This window comes from Pantoea sp. CFCC18179, assembly GCF_059412405.1.
Genome location: NZ_JBNBPM010000003.1, coordinates 305,433 through 322,825, shown reverse-complemented (window position 1 = coordinate 322,825; position 17,393 = coordinate 305,433). Strand labels below are relative to the sequence as shown.

The window sequence follows — 17,393 nt, the reverse complement described above, 5'->3', positions numbered from 1 at the left end:
CAGAGGAAATTGAGAAAAACAATTAAAAAATCACCAAATAGAATTAACGGCGATCCAGACGGCATATCCAGGTATTATCTGGATCGAAAACACACTGAGGCTCGGCGTACCATGACATCATTAGGTTGAGTGGTTTCGTTTCCAACAGCTCACCGGTTGCATGGCAAATCTCAGATGTGCGGGTGCGGGGCAATAAGACTTTGCACCTGGCATGTAAATAGTGGCTGGACTGAATGGCCCAGATAAAATGTGCGTTGCTCGTTCCTGATATATCCAGGACTTCAACAAAGTCATCAGTGATGCCTAAAATAGCAATGAAGTCTTTATTCTGAATGGCGAGTACATCGAGATAGCAAGGGTGTTTTTGCAAATATTCCAGATAGGAACTGTCTTTAACTCTTCCCAGATAATTATCAAAGCAGGTAAAATTAATGTCATTTAATGATAAGCCATTAAAAGCTTTGACTACTGGAATGGTTTTAATTACTACTTCGTCATAAGAAATGACTTGATTGACGGTTTTTAAATTACGCTTAAATATAGCATTGTAAATGGATATTTTTCTGTCATCTGAAAAACATAGACTTGCATCAGACTCAAAACAGTGCGCTGATAATAAGAGACTTTTAACCAATGACGATGATTTTATACTGTCATCAATGCCCAGATCACCTATTAGATTAATCTTTATCAAGCCGTAGTTACTTGAGAAGTGATATTGCGTAGTAAATATTAAGCCAATCCTCTCACCTTTACTTTCACAATATGTCACTCTTTTTTTATTATCAAGCGGACTGTCTATTCGATGCTTCCAATCAAAATAGTGCTTTCCACCCAAGTCACGACCATAAAAATTCCTTAGTAAATAGTAATCAGAGTATTCGATGCGAGATGAATGGTAAAATTCCATTATTGAAAAATATCCCTGTTGTTAAATAGTTTCGTAGAGTAACGATATCACGGCATTTCGATTATAAAAATAGAGGCATTTGGATGCATTTATTCACTTGGTACTAAAGCGTTATTATAGAAAGATATTTGGAGTGTTTATTAACATCGCTTTACTGATCTTCAACAAATTTATCAAGAGTTTGAAGGGAAATTTAGCTGGAAGTTACTTAATGCTTTTTTATAAATTCCCATAAAATTGGATTCATTTTTGGACACTTTTAGACAAAAATAGAGGGGGGAAGACCCAGCACCTAACAATTGAAAAGTGCAGGATGGTGATTTTCGGGTTTGCTACTGACTTTCCTTAGGTGCTTTTTGACTGCCTGCGTTAGTCGAGAAGTTATTGCAGCGTGAAATCGGGTTTCGCTATTGTCATTATTTTTATCCCAAGAGTGTGTAAGGTAGTGAACTCAGAAATGTCAGGAACATCAATCATAGCAAAGTGATTTTTAAGCACCGCTGGCGGATAGTGTTTAAGTTATTCCTCCTCTTGCCGATGATCGTATTAGGCTCTCTTTAAAAGCCTGTTTCATCCCACTTACTGGTCACATTAAACAGGAGCGCAAAATGGATGTATCGCAAATTACGTCTTTGGCGACCGCGATGAGTCAAATGGATCTCAGCAGCCAAATCAGCACCATCATGATGAAAAAGACGCTGGATAATAAGGAATCGATGGCATCCGGCATTCTGGATGCTATCCCGCAACTGCCCGCCAATCCGGCGATTGGTCGTAACATCAATACCACTGCCTAACAGGCAAAAAAATAGGTCGCCGAATTGGGCGACCTACCTCTAATGTTCCGGCAAATTACTTATTATTCTTCGATGTATTGCTGAACTGCTCGGTGAGATAGCTGCTGGTGTTATTCAGCACGCTGACCATCTTATCCAGATTGGTGAACTGCTTTTTGTAACGCGCAATGGTGTCATCAATACGCTTGTTCGCGGTGTTGTACTGCTCGGTCAACACATTAAGTTTTTTACTGATGGTGTCCGTCGCGCCTTGCAACACGCCTTTGCTGCTCAGGAAAGAAGTGAACGTGGTGTTGAGCACCGTTGCCACGCCGGTTTTCTTGCCATCGCCGATGAACATATCGCGCACCGCTTCGGGTTTGACTTGCAGGCTGCTAGTGAGCTTCGCGGCGTCCAGTTTGAGCTTGCCGTCGGTGGGATCGGTGGTAATACCGGCTTGCGATAAGGTTTTATACACGCTGGAACCCGAGGTGTTGGCCAGAATGCTTTTCAGCTGCACCTGAATATTGCGCAGCGTGCCGTCACCTAATAGCGCTCCGTTTTTCCCATCCGGATCTTTACCCGCATCCACCGGCGTATATTTGGTTAAATTCGCCATGGTGTCTTGCAGCGAGTTGTAGGCGTTAACCCACTCTGTCACCGCCGTTTTGGCTTTATTGGTGTCACTGCTCACGGTTAAGGTTTGATTGCCAGTGGTTTCATCATTCAGGCGCAGCGTGATGCCTTCCACCGCATCGGTAATCACGTTGCTGCTGCTTTCAATCGCAACATTGTTCACCGTCAAACTGGCATTCTGCGCCGCAACGCTTTGCCCCATGCCGCTGTTGGCGGTATCGGCGGCGTCAAAGCCGATAAAGCTGTGCAAGGCATCATCACCGGTCACGCTCAACGATTTCACCGCATTGGCGGTACCCGATGCGCTGGAAGTCAGCGACAGACGATATTCGGTCGCCGAGACTTTAATCAAACTGGCGGTTACGCCGACATTGGATTTGTTAATGGTGTCGCGAATCGAGGTCAGCGAGGTCTGATCTTTGGTCAGCGTAATGCTTTTCTCTTTGCCTTCCGCCGTGACAAATTTCATGGTGCGCGAATCGGCATCGCCGCCAATCGCCGCTTTTACGTCAGTTTTTACCGCGCTGGTCAACGTCTGCGATTGCGCCAGATGCTGCACGCTAATGGTGTATTTGCCCGGCAACGCATTGCCGTTGGTATCCGCGCTAAATGCCGTGGAGCTGGATGTGGTGGTGGTCGAGGTGAACAGCGCCGCATCGTTTAATTTGCTGTTGGCGGTCTGGAACGTTTGAATCGCGGTTTTCAGTGCGCCATAGCCCGAAAGCTTGGCGGTGGCAGCCGATTGCTGTTTGGAAATCGGGGCCAGTGATTGTTTCTCTGCCGCGGTTAACTTATCGAGAATGGTGCTTAAACCCAGTCCTGAACCGACGCCTAATGTTGAAATCCCAGTCATGTCTGTAACTCCTGTTAAATTCGCGATACGGTACTATCGGCAGCCCTAAGGCAAACTTTATAGAATCTTGATCAAATCCTTACATTATCTTTACGATTGTTAGCGCAATATAATCGCAGGGAATGCCTCTGTTTTTTCAGGACTGAGAAAAATGAAAATCGCGAAGATCCTCAACAATAATGTGGCGGTGGTGCTCGGCGACAACGGCAAAGAGCAGGTGGTGATGGGACGCGGCTTAACGTTCCAGAAGCGCGTTGGCGATGTGTTAGACGCGCAGCAGGTGGAGAAAGTGTTTGCGCTGCAAAGCGATACCTTAACCGGCCGACTTAGCGAGTTGTTGTCTGATATTCCGCTGGAGATCATCACCACCAGCGAGTTGATCATCGCGAACACTCGGCAGCAATTAGGCCAACCGCTGCATGAAAGTTTGTCGATTGCGCTATGCGATCACTGCCACTTCGCGATTGAACGTCATCAGCAAGGCATTCCGATTCGCAACGTGCTGATTTGGGAAATTAAAACCTTGTATCCCAAAGAGTTCTCGCTGGGTCTCGACGCATTAGAATTGATGAAAAAACGCCTTGGCGTTGAATTGCCCGAAGATGAAGCCGGTTTTATTGCGCTGCATTTGGTCAATGCGCAACTCGGCAGTGATTTCGCTGATGTTTCCCACGTCACGCAGTTTATGCAGGAGATTCTGCAAATTGTGAAATATCGCCTGCAACTCGATTACCGCACCGACAGCCTGAGCTACAACCGTTTCGTCAACCATTTGAAATTCTTCGCACAACGCATGTTGGGCAAACGCGGCGTATGCAGTGAAGATGAATCACTGCACGATGTGGTGCGCGACAAATATCCGTTGTCTTACCAATGTGCGGAGAAGATCGATCAACATATTCAGCAAAAATATCTGTACGCGCTCTCCAGCGAAGAACGGATGTTTTTGACCATTCATATTGAACGCGTGCGCAAAGAGACGTTGGCGTTGCAAGAGGATGCGGACGAAGCTTGATACCGGATTTGTAGGATCGCCATTTATGGTGACCAGGTGCGCAAAAATGCGCACCCTACGAAAAACGTGTCGCCATTTATCATGACCGCCAACACGCTTATTTCAATGCCGCCCCATGACTACGAATCACCTCCTGATACCAGAAGAAACTCTTCTTGCGTGAACGCGCTAACGTGCCGTTGCCCGCATCGTCACGATCGACATAAATGAAACCGTAGCGTTTGGAAAACTCGGCTTTGGAGGCGCTAACCAAATCGATCGGCCCCCAGCAGGTATAACCCAGTACATCGACGCCATCCTCAATTGCTTCACGCACCTGCACCAGATGATCGTTAAGATATTGAATGCGGTAATCGTCGTTAATCCGCCCGTCAGCGTCGACCACATCCTTCGCGCCGAGTCCGTTTTCGACAATAAACAGCGGCTTTTGATAGCGGTCATAGAGGATGTTAAGCAGGATACGCAGCCCTTCGGGATCGATTTGCCAGCCCCAATCGGAACTCGGCAGATGCGGGTTCGGCACCATCGACAGAATATTGCCGCGCGCTTTCTGATTCTCTTCTTCATTAGTGGTGACGCAACCGGTCATGTAATAGCTGAAGGAGATGTAATCGACGGTATGTTGCAGGTCGCGTTTATCTTCATCGGTGATGGCAATCGCGATGTTACGATCGGCGAAGAAGCGCTTCATATACGCCGGATACGCGCCGCGCACCTGCACATCGCCAAAGAACAGCCATTCACGATTTTGTTGCAAGGTTTCCAGCACATCTGCTGGGCGACAACTTAACGGATACAACAGCGCGCCGAGCAACATGTTGCCGATTTTGCCGTCCTTCACGATTTCGTGGCAGGCTTTTACTGCGCGTCCACTGGCCACCAGCTGATGATGAATCGCCTGATAAATCGCCTGCTGATCGCTCTCTTCAGGCAACCCGACGCCGGTAAACGGTGCGTGCAGCGACATATTGATTTCATTGAAGGTCAGCCACAATTTCACTTTGTGCTGGAAGCGGGTAAACACCGCGCGCGCATAGCGCTCGAAACAATCAATGGTGATGCGATTGCCCCAACCGCCATATTTTTTGATCAAGCCATACGGCATTTCATAATGCGACAGCGTCACCAGCGGCGTGATGTTGTATTTTGCCATCTCATCAAACAGGCGATCGTAATAGGCCAGGCCCGCTTCATTCGGTTGCGCTTCATCGCCTTCAGGGAAAATACGCGTCCAGGCAATCGAGGTGCGCAGCACGGTAAAGCCCATTTCAGCGAACAGTTTGATGTCTTCCGGGAAGCGATGATAGAAATCAATCGCGGTGTCTTTAATACCAAAATCATCACCGCTGCGCTCAACGCGCGCGCCGAAAATGCCTTTCGGTTGCAGATCCGAAGTCGATAGACCTTTGCCACCTTCCTGATAAGCGCCTTCAACCTGATTGGCGGCGACTGCGCCGCCCCATAAAAATCCATCCGGGAAACGTTTAGTCATCTGCTTGTTCCTCTATTATTTCAATACTGCTAACAGCGGAGCACCTTCACTCACGGCTGAACGGCTCAGCGTTAACACATCAACAAAATCATCACTGTTGCTCACCATCACTGGCGTGGTGAGGTCATATCCGGCGGCTTTGATGGCAGCGAGATCAAACTCCAGCAATACATCGCCCACTTTCACCACTTGATCGTTGTGCACTTTGGGCTGAAAAAATTGGCCATCCAGCTTCACGGTATCGAGGCCGACGTGAATCAGCACTTCCGCGCCCTGCTCCGACGTCAAACCAATCGCGTGACCGGTGCGGAACATCGACGACACCACGCCATTAACCGGCGACACCACGCGTCCTTGCTGCGGGATGATCGCCGCGCCTTTGCCGAGCAATCCGCTGGCAAAGGTGGCGTCATTGACCTGATCGAGCGGAATCACGTCACCGATCATCGGGCTGACCACGCTTTCACGGCGCGTCAACGTCGCCGCGGGTGCAACCGGTACTGTCTCGGCTGCGGCTGGTGTTGCAGTGAGTCCGAACAAATAAGTGGTCACGCAAGCAAACAGCAATGCCACCGCCGCACCGGCAAAGGCCGCCAGCACGCTGGCATCAATCCCGCTGTTTGGAACCACCTGGATAAAGGTGAAAATGCTGGGGAAGCCAAACGAGTAAATGGTGGTGTGCCAGAAGCCGAGAATCGCCGCACCCAGCGCGCCGCCGATGCAGCCGAAAATAAACGGGCGGCGACGTGGCAGCGTTACGCCGTAAACCGCCGGTTCGGTGATGCCGAAAATGCTGGCCGTGAACGCCGATCCGGCCATCGCTTTGAGTTTGGCTTCGCGAGTACGCAAGAAGATGCCCAAAGTGGCGCCCGCTTGCCCCAATACGGCGGGCATTAACAGCGGCAGCAGCGTGTCGTGGCCGAAGTTAGCCAGATTATTCAGCATGATCGGCACCAATCCCCAATGCAGGCCGAAAATCACGCATATCTGCCAAATCGCGCCCATCACCGCGCCCGCAATCATTGGGCTGAGGCTGTAAATCCACAAATAGCCTTCAGCCAGTAAGCGGCTCAGCCAGGTAGCCGCCGGGCCGATGGCAAGGAAGGTCAATGGCACGGTGATCAGCAGACAAAATAGTGGCGTGGTGAAGTTGCGCACCGCAACCGGTGAACGCGGATGCACCCAACGCTCGATCAGGCTGGAAACCCAGGCGGCAAAGATAATCGGGATCACCGAGGAACTGTAATTCAGCACTTCCAGTGGAATGCCAAGGAAAGTGAGCGACTGCCCTTGCTGCTGCTGGTGCAGCACGTCAAGGATGATCGGATGCACCAACGCCGCCGCAATCGCCATACTGACAAACGGATTGCCGCCAAACTTTTTACCGGCGCTGTAGCCCAGCAGAATCGGCAAGAAATAGAACAAACCGTCGCTGGCGACAAACAGCACTTTGTAACTGCCGCTGTTGGCATCCATCACGCCGAGTACCAGGGCCAGCGCCAGTAAACCTTTGATGATGCCGGTGGCGATCATCACGCCAATAAACGGCGTAAAGATGCCTGAAACCAGATCGATAAAGCGCGCAAACAGGCTTTGCGGCGCGTTGTTTTCAGCGTCTTGCGGCTGATTATCCAGCGCATGGCGCGCGGTGAGTTCGCGATAAACATCGGCTACCTGATTGCCAATCACCACCTGATATTGGCCGCCGCTTTCCACCACCATGATCACGCCGGGATTGTTTTTAAGCGCCGCGGTTTGCGCCTTTTCGCTCTGTTTGAGTTTGAAGCGCAAGCGTGTCGCGCAGTGCATCACGCTGATGATGTTGTCTTTGCCGCCAACCCCAGCCACGATGTCATCCGCCAGTTCCTGAAATTGCATCACCCTTTCTCCTGAACGATTCCGGCTCTATCGGTCACCATAAATGGCGACCCTACAAACACGCGTAAGGCGTTGTGAATTTCGCGCAAAAAAAAACCTGAGGCGCGCCCTCTTCAAATGAAAAAGGGCGCGCCTCAGGTTTTGCCTGCCGAACAGTAACAATCCTTAACGGAGGCTATCGTGCGTCGGCGGTGAGAAAAGTGGCAAGTTGTTTTGTTGAACAGCGTGCAGAATTGTGAAGCAAATCACCGAAATTAGAGGGTTCCCGCGCGTTTTAACGCGGTTAAAGCCAGCGCAATCAGCAGTACACCAATCAGCATCAGCAAGTTATAGCTGATCAACTTCAACAGCCAAATCCCCAGCACGCCGCCGCCGAGAAAAGCCAGCACGGTGAAGCAATGCAGCTTCAGTCGTTCGATATACAACGGCGCGTCTTTAGGCGACTCTTTGCGGCGCAGCACATCAAATAACATCGCCATTTCGATACCAATATCCGTGGCGGTGCCCGATACATGCGTGGTGCGCACGCGCGCATTGGAAATCCGCGTCACCACCGCATTTTGCAGGCCCATCAGAAAACTCAAACTCAGCACCAACAACACGCCAGAGCCACCAAAGCGCAGCCAGCTTTCCGTCGCGCCCAAGGCCAATAGCGCAATGCCTTCGATCAGGATATTAATGGCGTAGATACCGCGAATCTGGCGTCTTCTGCCGGAGTTAATAATCAGGGTTGAAACTACCGAACCAGCGATAAACAGCAGCACGATGAGCAGGAAAAATAGCCCAACGTGCAGATTGGCTTTCGCTAAATGGTCGGAAAGCGCGGAGACGTTGCCGGTCATGTTGGCCGAGAAGAAACCGACCGTTTCGAACGCCGCAGTGTTGAGTGCGCCCGCGACCGCAGCCAGCGTACAGGCCAGTCGAATGTCGGTGTTGAAGGTGCGGGTGTTCTCGGCAGTGATCAGCATGGGAATTCCTTGCCCGGTCAAAGATGCGTATCTTCCTCCCGGCGCAAGGAATTCTCAAGTGTTGCTAAGCCGCACTATCTACCGTTTCCTGATCTTCTTCGCTGAAACGCTCGCGCATTTCATTCTCAATCTGCTCCAGTGATTTGCCTTTGGTTTCCGGCAGCATGGTGATGACGAAGATCAGTGATCCGACGTTAATCGCTGCGAAAATGAAGAAGGCACCATTGCCGGTTGCCGCCAACAGCGGTGGAAAGGCAAAAGCCACCGCCGCGTTGCAGATCCACTGGAATGAAACCGCTGCGCCGGTTAATACGCCGCGCACTTTCATCGGGAACAATTCGGACATCAGCAACCAGTAGACCGGCGAAATACACATCTGCATAAAGAACAGGAACACCAGAATGGCCGCCAACGCGCACAGGCTTTGCGTCATATCTTGTGGCATCAACAGCAGAATGCAGCCCAGTGCCAGTTGCATGGCGATCACCACTGTCAAACCGGTCATCAGCATGGCACGACGGCCAAAACGGCCGACCGCTTTAATCCCCACCATGGTGGCTAACACGGAAACCACGCCGTTACCGATGGTGGCGGTGATGGCAGCATTGGTGCCCATACCGGTCGATTTCAGAATCACTGGCGTGTAATACATAAAGGCATTCACACCGGTAAACTGAATCACAATCCCCAATCCCGCGCCCACCAGCAGCAATCTGAATACCCATTTCTGGCGCAGCAATTCACCGGCTGACGGTCCTTGTCGCGCTGCTTTGGCGTGTTGGCGCATCTCTGAAAGCTCTTTGCGCACTTCCTTTGGCGTTTCGCGCAGCTTATGCAAGATGCGGCTGGCTTCTTTGACGCGCCCTTCCGCCACCATCCAATGCGGTGAAGCGGGAACAAAGAACGTACCAATAAACAGCAACGCGCCCGGAATCATCGCCAGCGCCAGCATGTAGCGCCACATATGCGAATCGTTTAACAGGTAGCTCATTAACGCGCTGACCACATACGCCAATAATTGCCCCGAAACGATCATCAGTTCGTTGCGACTCACCAGCGGCGCACGGCGTTTTGGCCCAGCGATTTCAGCGATAAATACCGGCACGGTTGACGACCCGCCGCCCACCGCGATGCCGAGCAGAAAGCGCATCGCCACCATGATGTGCAGATTCGGTGCTAACGCGGTACCGATTGCGCCAGCGACAAAAATCAGCGCCAAACTGCGTAGCGTAATGCGACGTCCAAAACGATCGGAGAAGTAGCCACTTAAGAACGCACCCACCGCCGCACCAAAGATCAGTGATGAAGTGACAAGCCCTTCGGTGAACGGCGTGAGATCTAAGCCGCCCTGCGCCGGTGGTAACGTCATATACGGCAACGCACCGGAGATGATGCCGGTGTCATAACCAAACGCCAGCGCGCCCATAGTGGCAACCAGCACCACGAAAAACAGGCGCTGCTTTACCGTAATAGAACTGGATGATGAATCTTCTTCACTATTTTTCTGCGTTGTTTCCATAGTCATACCCTGCAAATTGAACGCGCTGAATCGCGCAAAGGCTTGAAGCCGAAAGGGTAAAGTATAGACACTAATTTCAATTTGTGACGAAGGTCACTGTTATCGGGCTAATTATTGCGTTTTTCCGGCAGCGCATTTGATGAATGCACTTCGCCAATTAGCGGTTTTGCGCGTCTTTCAGCAACCAAAGGTTGTTAAATGTGAAACAGATGGCGTAACCTATATACATAACGCATACGTTTTATATATAGGTAGCCCAATGGGAATTGTGAAAATCTCTGATTTGATGCACGAGAATCTGCGCATCGCCAGTACTTCGCTGAGTCGTTCGATCAATGCGCAAGCCGAACATTGGATGAAAATCGGCATGCTGGCTGAGATCTATCCTGCGCTCAATCACCAAGAGTTAACGCGCTTGCTGATGCGTGTTGAACGCGACAGCGGCACTGATTTAGCCCAACTGATTGACCATCCGCTCTTTACCTCGCAGGGAATCGCTTAATGACTATCAAACTACACAGCGCTGAAGAGATCGAACTGGCACGCGCCGCCGGACACGCCGCTGCTAAGGTGCTGGAAATCATCACGCCGTACGTCAAACCTGGCGTCACCACCGATGAACTGGACGCGATTTGCCACGATTACGTGGTCAATGAGCTGAAAGTGATCCCCGCGAATATTGGCTATCACGGCTATAGCAAAACCACCTGTACTTCAGTGAATCACGTGGTGTGCCACGGCATTCCCGGCGAGAAAAAGCTCAAAGATGGCGACATCGTGAATATCGACGTCGGCATTATTAAAGACGGTTGGTTTGGCGATACCAGCCGCATGTATTACGTCGGGCAACCGTCAGTGCGTGCGAAACGTCTGGTGGACATCACTTACGAATCGATGGTGGCGGGCATCAAAGTGGTGAAACCCGGCGCAACCTTGGGTGATATTGGCGCAGCCATTCAGCAAGTGGCCGAGAAAGCCGGTTTCTCAGTGGTACGTGAATATTGCGGTCACGGCGTTGGCGAGATCTATCACGGCGATCCGCAGATACTGCATTACGGCACGCCGGGTACTGGCTTGCCGCTGCAAGCCGGGATGATCTTCACTATCGAACCGATGATCAATGCCGGCAAAGCCGGGACTAGCGTGCTGTCGGATGGCTGGACGGTGGTGACAAAAGATCGCTCGTTGTCGGCACAATGGGAGCACACCATAGCGGTGACCGAAAGCGGATTTGACCTGCTGACACCGTGGCCGGAAGGCACCGGTGATTATCCCGCTATTTGATTCATTTTCACTGCCGCCAGCGATGGCGGCTATTCAAATAATCCCTATCTCGTTTTAAAATAAGCGAAGCGTTAATTTAAGCGCGCAGCGAAGAGTAATTAAACTTAACAAAGCCATTTCAGCAATCAACTATTCACACCAACAAAGCCAATTTGGCTTAAATGCCACCACCCTGCCGCTTCGCTTATTTATCCGTCTTTTAATGAATTTAAAGAAATAACTGGAAGTTAGGATAGTAAACTTCTTAAAATTAATTCTTAAGATTAATCCAGGCTTGAATCCACTAAAAACATCACTACATTTATTTTGCATCACGTTGGTATTAAAAAAAGAGGAGAACCAATGACGGACGCTAAGAAGCAACCCGATGAAGAAGAACAAAAGACGCAGCGTCGTGGTGGCTCGGGCAATTTTGCCGAGAATAAAGAACGTGCCGCCGAGGCTGGACGCAAGGGCGGACAGGCCAGCGGCGGCAACTTTAAAAACGACCCAGAGCGTGCCATTGAAGCTGGAAGAAAAGGAGGAAAAATCAGTAAGCGCAAATAGCATTTACTGAGAAGAAACCTCTTTTAGCGAAATCTCATTTTAAACTGCACTCTCCTGACGTTGTATTTACGCTTCGCTTATTCACGCGTTTAATGACGTCAAGAGAGTTATTTACGTTGTGAAATCACATTATTGATCATTTCTTGATCAAATCAGTGCTATTTACCGCTTCGCTTATCGATGCTTTTACCCTTCGCTTATTAATCCGAAAATTACATTTACACACTAATAATTCATTGGGTGATTAAGGATATATTTGTACGCGAAGATTTGGGTTGTACATCTTTAGAAGGGTTATTCTGCGGCTTTGTAGGGTCGCCATTATTGGCGCGTTTTATACTCTCTAATTTAATGCGCAGCCATTTGCGGCGGTTGCTTCAATGCGGCACGCGCTTGCGCCACCTGTTCCGCGCTCACCGCGCCTGCGGCGTTACCCCAACTATTGCGCAAATAAGTGGCGGTCGCCGCAATCTGTTGATCCGACAACTTCCGGGCAAACGCCGGCATCACGTCACTGATTGGAATTGTTCTCGGAAATTTCACATTAAGTCTCATCGATTATGTTTTTGTTATTCAACACCCTACGCTTGCTGCACGTACACTTGCTTAAAATGGATATTTTTATGAAAACTCTTTTTGCCTCTGTCAGCGCCATCATTGTTGCCACCAGCTTCTCAGCTATCGCGGCACAGCCTACAGCACCCAAAAACCCACTGAGCGTACATGTCTTGAACTTACAGTCAGGCTCACCGACTGCCGGAATTGAAGTGGAGCTTGATCGAAAGGAAAATGATAACTGGGTGAAATTGGCTACAGGCAAAACGGATAGCAATGGTCGAATTAGTGCCTTATTTCCTGAAGATAAGATGGCTAGCGCTGGCAGCTACCGGGTGGTGTTTAAAACCGGCGACTATTACAAAATGAACAATCAGAAAACGTTCTTCCCGGAAATTCCAGTCGAATTCAATATGGAAAGCAGCGGTGAGCACTACCATATCCCGCTGTTATTGAGCCCGTTTGGCTATTCAACCTATCGCGGAAACTAAGTTCATACTTTTTTTCACCATAAATGGCGGTACTTCGACCGCGAGATGCGTTTTTAGTAGGGTGCGCATTCATGCGCACCTGTCTACTCAGCTATCACTCTTTGACGAAATGCTTTACGCCAGCTTGTCGGTGTAGTGTTAAGCCGTTGCCTGAAATGATGGCGCAAGGCTTCAGCTGATCCAAAACCGGCTTGCTCGGCGACCTGATCAATACTCAGTTTTTCACTCTCCAACAGCGCACAGGCCTTTTCGATGCGCACCGTCAGCATCCACTCGCCGGGTGACGTACCCGTAGCATCCTGAAAACGACGTAAAAAGGTGCGGCGACTCATTCCCGCGCGCCTGGCAAGCTGATCAATCAGCAACGGCGTGCTGAGATCGGTGCGCAAATCATCGAGCAACGGAGCCAGGCTTTGTGCCTGATGTTGCGGCACCGGCTGCTGAATCAACTGTGCTTGATTTCCTTCACGCAATGGTGGCGTCACCATGCGGCGCGCGGTGCGGTTTGCCACCTCAATGCCATAATCGCGCCGAATCAAATGCAGACATAAATCGACGCCCGCTGCGCCACCGGCGGAAGTAATGATGCTGCCTTCATCAACATAAATCATGCCATGCTCAACCTGCACTTGCGGGAAACGTTGCGCCAAAATATCAGTGCTATTCCAGTGCGCGGTGGCACGCTTGCCATCCAGTAATCCGGTTTCGGCGAGAATAAAACTGCCCGCGCAGATCGACACAATGCGCGCTCCGTTATGGTGAGCTTGTTGTAATGCCGCGATCAAACGTGGCGAAGCTGATTCGTGCACGCTGCGCCAGCCGGGAATCACAATGGTGCCCGCATCCTCAAGCAGTTCAAACCCGCCATCCACCACCAGCCGCACGCCGCCCTGCGCGCCAAATACGCCCTCTTCTACCGACGCGACACGCAGATCATATAAAGGCGTGCCTAAAACTTCATCGACGCGGCCAAAGGCTTCAACCGCGATACCAAACTCAAAGGTACACAGGCATTCGTAGGCAAGCAGCACCAATCGGTGGTTGTTAGGCGGTAAAGGTCGGGCATTCAGCGGCGAGGTGATGTGCATTTAAGCGTTACCGATCAATTTGGCATGATCTTGACGATATATGGCATGCGCCGCGATTTCCAGGGCAATAACAATCTTTCATGCTGGTTCACTCTCAGGTTCACAGGGATTGAAGATGAAAAACACCTTGGCGCTACTCGCCGTATGCCTCGCGGCGTTAATGTCCGGTCTGGAGATTTCCAGCGTGCCGGTAATCCTGCCGGTTCTGGAGCACCAGATGCAGGCCAGTTTCAGGGAGTTACAATGGATCATGAATGCCTATACGCTTGCCTGCACCGCAGTATTAATGGCGACCGGGACACTGGCCGATGTGTATGGCCGCAAGCGCATCTTCCTCATCAGCATTGCCGCGTTTGGTTTGACATCAGTGATGTGCGGATTGGCAGGAAATCCGTGGTGGTTGATTATCGGACGCCTGTTGCAAGGCTTAAGCGGTGGCGCGATGTTAACGTGCTTGATCGCCATTCTCTCCTTCCAGTTTCCCAATGGTAAACCTCGCAGCCGCGCATTTGCCGCCTGGGGCATCACCTTTGGTTTTGGACTCGGATTCGGCCCGATCATTGGCGGCGTGCTGGTTGCCTGGCTGAGCTGGCAATGGGTGTTTCTGGTGCACGGTTTTATCGCCTTGCTGACATTCATGCTGGCGCTGAACAACGTGGTCGAATCGCGCGACAGCGAAGCAAAGCGTCTGGATCTGGGCGGATTGCTCACCCTTTCATTGAGCGTGGTCGGCACCACGTATCTCATCACGCAAGGGAGCAGCCTGGGTTGGAGCAGCATTGCAGCGCGGACAATCATGATGATTACGCTGGTCAGCGCGCTGCTGTTTATGTGCATTGAGCAACGCCATCCTCACCCAATGTTCGATTTCTCGGTATTTCGCATTCGCCGCTTTTCGGGGGCGTTGATGGGTTCAATTGGCATGAATTTTAGCTTTTGGCCGCTGATCATTTACCTGCCGATCTATTATCAAACCGGCTTGGGTTACAGCAGCATGGCAACCGGGTTGGCGCTGCTGGCTTACACCCTCCCAACGCTGTTGATGCCGCCGATCGGTGAAAAGCTGGTAGTGCGTTTTGGCGCGGCGCGCATTATTCCGCTGGGATTAGCCACCATCGGTGCGGGTTTTTTATTGATGAATCTGGCGGTTCTTTACCAGATGAGTTTACTGCCCGGCGCGCTGTTAGCGGGCATGGCGTTGGGATTGACCAATACGCCAGTCACCAACACTACAACCGGTTCGGTAGCCAGTAATCGCGTGGGCATGGCATCAGGGATTGATATCAGCGCGCGGCTGATTACCCTCGCGATCAATATTGCTTTGATGGGTAGCCTGTTAGTGGCGGGCATTGCGGCAAGTCTGCAATCGTTATTGCCAGCGGCGAGTGATGTGGCCGATTTGGCAGAGCGCATCGCTGGCGGCGGCGTTGTTTCGCTGCCACACGAAATGGTAGCCCAAGCGATCAGCGCCGGATTTTCCGCTATTTTATGGTTTGGTAGCGCAGGCGTTTGGGGATTGGCGCTGGCGAGTTATCTGCTGTTCAACGTAAAGACGCAATCTGCCGATCACGATCTAAAGAATAAAGAGTGCGTGTCATGAATTACGCATTCACCCATTTGGCGCTGGCGAGCTTGCCGTCGGCGCGATAACACAACATCGCTCGTTGATTACCTTCACGTGCCAGCTGACACCAATCCAGCGAACCCGCCTTAAAAAGCAGCACGCCAAAGTTCGCTTGGCCGTCGTGAGTCGCTTTCACATCATTAGTCGCATCACTTCCCGGCGCAGCAACGGCATAGGTTTGCTGCGTGCGGGAAGATAATTTATCCCACGCGGTTTGAGCGGTTTCGCTGCTTGCATCGTACAACGCAATCAAACCCTGAAGCCGAAGTTGCAACCGCATTTGTGGGCAGTAACCCAGCACCGTGGCATGCGGATTGTTGCTAAGTTCACGCCATTTCGGGCTACGAATGTCAGTGTGAAATTCAAGCACGCGCTCAAGCGGATCAACGTCACGCAGCACCACGGTTCTGATCTGCGGCAAACCCTGTTCATCCACCGATCCCAGCGTTAAAAAATGAAAACCGGCATCGGCCTGTTGCGCTGCATTTTGCAGTCCCGCCCAGCAATCGCGTTCAATATCGTCAAGGTCTACTCGCATCACAGAATTTGCTCGCTCAAGGTTGATTACGATGGCGTTCCACCAGCGTGATGATCAGCGACTGGAGTTCGGTTAATCCTTGCTGCTGGCTGATGTCTTCACACACCACCGCATTGGAAATGGCATCAGCGGCGCCCAAAATGCCCCACATGCTGGCTTGCGGCAAGGTGGCTTCAGCAAACCAGCCGCGAAACTTTTCGATGAAATCGAGCTGGTATTTACGCTTAACTTCCGCCAGTTCGGGCGTGCTGTCCAATGCCGATAACACGTCCGGGATTTCGCGCCCTTGCGTCAATACGCAATCGACATAGCTCGACGCCACCACCTTGGCGCGATCGGCCAAACTGCGGCCCGCGGCCTGCATCGCCGCCACGATAATCGCGTTCTGACGCTGGTCAAAATCTTCATACAACGCCGCGAGCAATCCGTGACGCGTACCAAAATGATCGTAGACCACCGGTTTGCTCACGCCCGCCTCTTCCGCCACGCGGCCCAGCGTCAGCGCATCGCTGCCCTGCTCGCGCACCAGATTCCATGCCACGCTAATCAATTGCTGGCGGCGTGCTTGATGCGTCATGCGCTGACGAGTCGGTTGATTCATCTTTAATCCTTGGCGTGAAACAGTGTGTGTCCCAATTGATGCGCCAGAGTGTAATGCGCGTCGGGATAATGGTCATCAGTCGGCAGCAGTAACTCGCTGGTTACCACCGGCGCACCACAATAGCCAAAAATACCTTCATCAATTTGTTTGCGCATGCTGCTGAAGTAGCCGCGACGCACATAAGTACGCTGGCTTGCCGCGCCGATTGCCAGCAAATGAACCTGCAACCTGCCGAGTTTTTTCTCCACCGTTTCGCCATCATCATGGTAGGCCCAGCCCTGCGTGAACACGCGATCAATCCAGCCTTTGAGTTGTGCCGGGAAGGACCACCAATAGATCGGATAAACCAGTATCAACGCATCGGCACGATTCAAACGCTGCTGTTCCGCCAACACATCGGCTGGAGATGGCGCACCGCTTTTGAACTGCTCGAAATCGGCCTGATTAAACCGTGGATCAAACTGTTCCGCAGCCAAATCGGCGATTTCATAGGTATGCAAGCCATGCGCCGCAATGCCTTGCGCCACCTGTGAAACGATTTTCTGGGTATACGAGTTGGGATCGGGATGAGCTGTAACAATCAGCGCGTGCATAGTGATGACCTCCGCAATGAATAAGT

The 17,393-nt window shown here is 51.2% G+C and carries 18 protein-coding genes; 7 read left to right on the top strand and 11 right to left on the bottom strand.

The genetic code is table 11. The features are described from left to right. Positions 1 to 43 precede the first annotated feature (43 nt). Complete coding sequence (locus ACPUC7_RS09145) at positions 44 to 910, bottom strand: hypothetical protein (RefSeq protein WP_494922666.1); 867 nt, start codon at positions 908 to 910, stop codon at positions 44 to 46. Positions 911 to 1,518: 608 nt separating this feature from the next. Between ACPUC7_RS09145 and ACPUC7_RS09140 the strand changes: the two genes are divergently transcribed. Beyond that, on the top strand, positions 1,519 to 1,707 hold the full coding sequence (locus tag ACPUC7_RS09140) for a YjfB family protein (RefSeq protein WP_494922665.1): 189 nt from the start codon (positions 1,519 to 1,521) through the stop codon (positions 1,705 to 1,707). Positions 1,708 to 1,762: 55 nt separating this feature from the next. Here ACPUC7_RS09140 and fliD read toward each other — a convergent pair whose 3' ends face one another. Continuing rightward, positions 1,763 to 3,175: a flagellar filament capping protein FliD gene (fliD, locus tag ACPUC7_RS09135; RefSeq protein WP_343550564.1), complete on the bottom strand. Its 1,413-nt coding sequence runs from the start codon at positions 3,173 to 3,175 to the stop codon at positions 1,763 to 1,765. A gap of 151 nt (positions 3,176 to 3,326) precedes the next feature. Here fliD and licT point away from each other — a divergent pair, with 151 nt between their 5' ends. Beyond that, positions 3,327 to 4,190, top strand: a complete 864-nt coding sequence (gene licT, locus ACPUC7_RS09130) for a BglG family transcription antiterminator LicT (protein WP_494922664.1) — start codon at positions 3,327 to 3,329, stop codon at positions 4,188 to 4,190. Positions 4,191 to 4,287: 97 nt separating this feature from the next. On the opposite strand, the gene ACPUC7_RS09125 is transcribed toward licT, so the two are convergent. From ACPUC7_RS09125 to ACPUC7_RS09110, 4 genes are all read right to left on the bottom strand, one after another. Beyond that, positions 4,288 to 5,682, bottom strand: coding sequence for a glycoside hydrolase family 1 protein (locus ACPUC7_RS09125; protein ID WP_494922663.1), 1,395 nt, complete (start codon positions 5,680 to 5,682; stop codon positions 4,288 to 4,290). A 15-nt stretch (positions 5,683 to 5,697) separates the two neighbouring features. After that, complete coding sequence (bglF, locus tag ACPUC7_RS09120) at positions 5,698 to 7,560, bottom strand: PTS beta-glucoside transporter subunit IIABC (RefSeq protein ID WP_494922662.1); 1,863 nt, start codon at positions 7,558 to 7,560, stop codon at positions 5,698 to 5,700. A 254-nt stretch (positions 7,561 to 7,814) separates the two neighbouring features. After that, complete coding sequence (locus ACPUC7_RS09115) at positions 7,815 to 8,528, bottom strand: YoaK family protein (protein WP_494922661.1); 714 nt, start codon at positions 8,526 to 8,528, stop codon at positions 7,815 to 7,817. Positions 8,529 to 8,592: 64 nt separating this feature from the next. Next, a complete protein-coding gene (locus ACPUC7_RS09110) occupies positions 8,593 to 10,047 on the bottom strand; it encodes a sugar porter family MFS transporter (protein WP_494922660.1) in 1,455 nt (484 codons plus the stop codon). 259 nt (positions 10,048 to 10,306) lie between these two features. On the opposite strand from ACPUC7_RS09110, the gene ACPUC7_RS09105 reads away from it, so the two are divergent. The 3 genes from ACPUC7_RS09105 (at position 10,307) to ACPUC7_RS09095 (ending at position 11,877) form a co-directional block, all read left to right on the top strand. After that, positions 10,307 to 10,549, top strand: coding sequence for a ParD-like family protein (locus tag ACPUC7_RS09105; protein WP_343550570.1), 243 nt, complete (start codon positions 10,307 to 10,309; stop codon positions 10,547 to 10,549). Beyond that, positions 10,549 to 11,331, top strand: coding sequence for a type I methionyl aminopeptidase (map, locus tag ACPUC7_RS09100; RefSeq protein ID WP_494922659.1), 783 nt, complete (start codon positions 10,549 to 10,551; stop codon positions 11,329 to 11,331). Before ACPUC7_RS09105 ends, map begins: the two co-directional genes overlap by 1 nt. 342 nt (positions 11,332 to 11,673) lie before the next feature. Then, positions 11,674 to 11,877, top strand: a complete 204-nt coding sequence (locus tag ACPUC7_RS09095; protein WP_343550572.1) for a con-10 family general stress protein — start codon at positions 11,674 to 11,676, stop codon at positions 11,875 to 11,877. Between the two features lie 348 nt (positions 11,878 to 12,225). Here the strand turns inward: ACPUC7_RS09095 and ACPUC7_RS09090 are convergent, their stop codons facing one another. Then, the gene (locus ACPUC7_RS09090) at positions 12,226 to 12,420 is read right to left on the bottom strand and encodes a c-type cytochrome (RefSeq protein WP_494922658.1); all 195 of its coding nucleotides are present in this window, start codon (positions 12,418 to 12,420) and stop codon (positions 12,226 to 12,228) included. Positions 12,421 to 12,500: 80 nt separating this feature from the next. On the opposite strand from ACPUC7_RS09090, the gene uraH reads away from it, so the two are divergent. Beyond that, entirely contained in the window at positions 12,501 to 12,923 is a 423-nt protein-coding gene (uraH, locus tag ACPUC7_RS09085) for a hydroxyisourate hydrolase (RefSeq protein WP_494922657.1), read from the top strand. An 83-nt stretch (positions 12,924 to 13,006) separates the two neighbouring features. Here uraH and ftrA read toward each other — a convergent pair whose 3' ends face one another. Beyond that, complete coding sequence (ftrA, locus tag ACPUC7_RS09080; protein WP_494922656.1) at positions 13,007 to 14,011, bottom strand: transcriptional regulator FtrA; 1,005 nt, start codon at positions 14,009 to 14,011, stop codon at positions 13,007 to 13,009. Positions 14,012 to 14,126: 115 nt separating this feature from the next. On the opposite strand from ftrA, the gene ACPUC7_RS09075 reads away from it, so the two are divergent. After that, complete coding sequence (locus ACPUC7_RS09075; RefSeq protein WP_494922655.1) at positions 14,127 to 15,611, top strand: MFS transporter; 1,485 nt, start codon at positions 14,127 to 14,129, stop codon at positions 15,609 to 15,611. Between the two features lies 1 nt (position 15,612). On the opposite strand, the gene ACPUC7_RS09070 is transcribed toward ACPUC7_RS09075, so the two are convergent. Genes ACPUC7_RS09070 through ACPUC7_RS09060 form a run of 3 tightly spaced genes read right to left on the bottom strand, consistent with a single transcriptional unit; the run spans position 15,613 to position 17,367 of the window. Continuing rightward, entirely contained in the window at positions 15,613 to 16,173 is a 561-nt protein-coding gene (locus tag ACPUC7_RS09070) for a pyridoxamine 5'-phosphate oxidase family protein (RefSeq protein WP_494922753.1), read from the bottom strand. Between the two features lie 16 nt (positions 16,174 to 16,189). Next, on the bottom strand, positions 16,190 to 16,774 hold the full coding sequence (locus ACPUC7_RS09065) for a TetR/AcrR family transcriptional regulator (RefSeq protein ID WP_494922654.1): 585 nt from the start codon (positions 16,772 to 16,774) through the stop codon (positions 16,190 to 16,192). 2 nt (positions 16,775 to 16,776) lie between these two features. Further along, entirely contained in the window at positions 16,777 to 17,367 is a 591-nt protein-coding gene (locus ACPUC7_RS09060; RefSeq protein ID WP_494922653.1) for an NAD(P)H-dependent oxidoreductase, read from the bottom strand. Positions 17,368 to 17,393 lie beyond the last annotated feature (26 nt).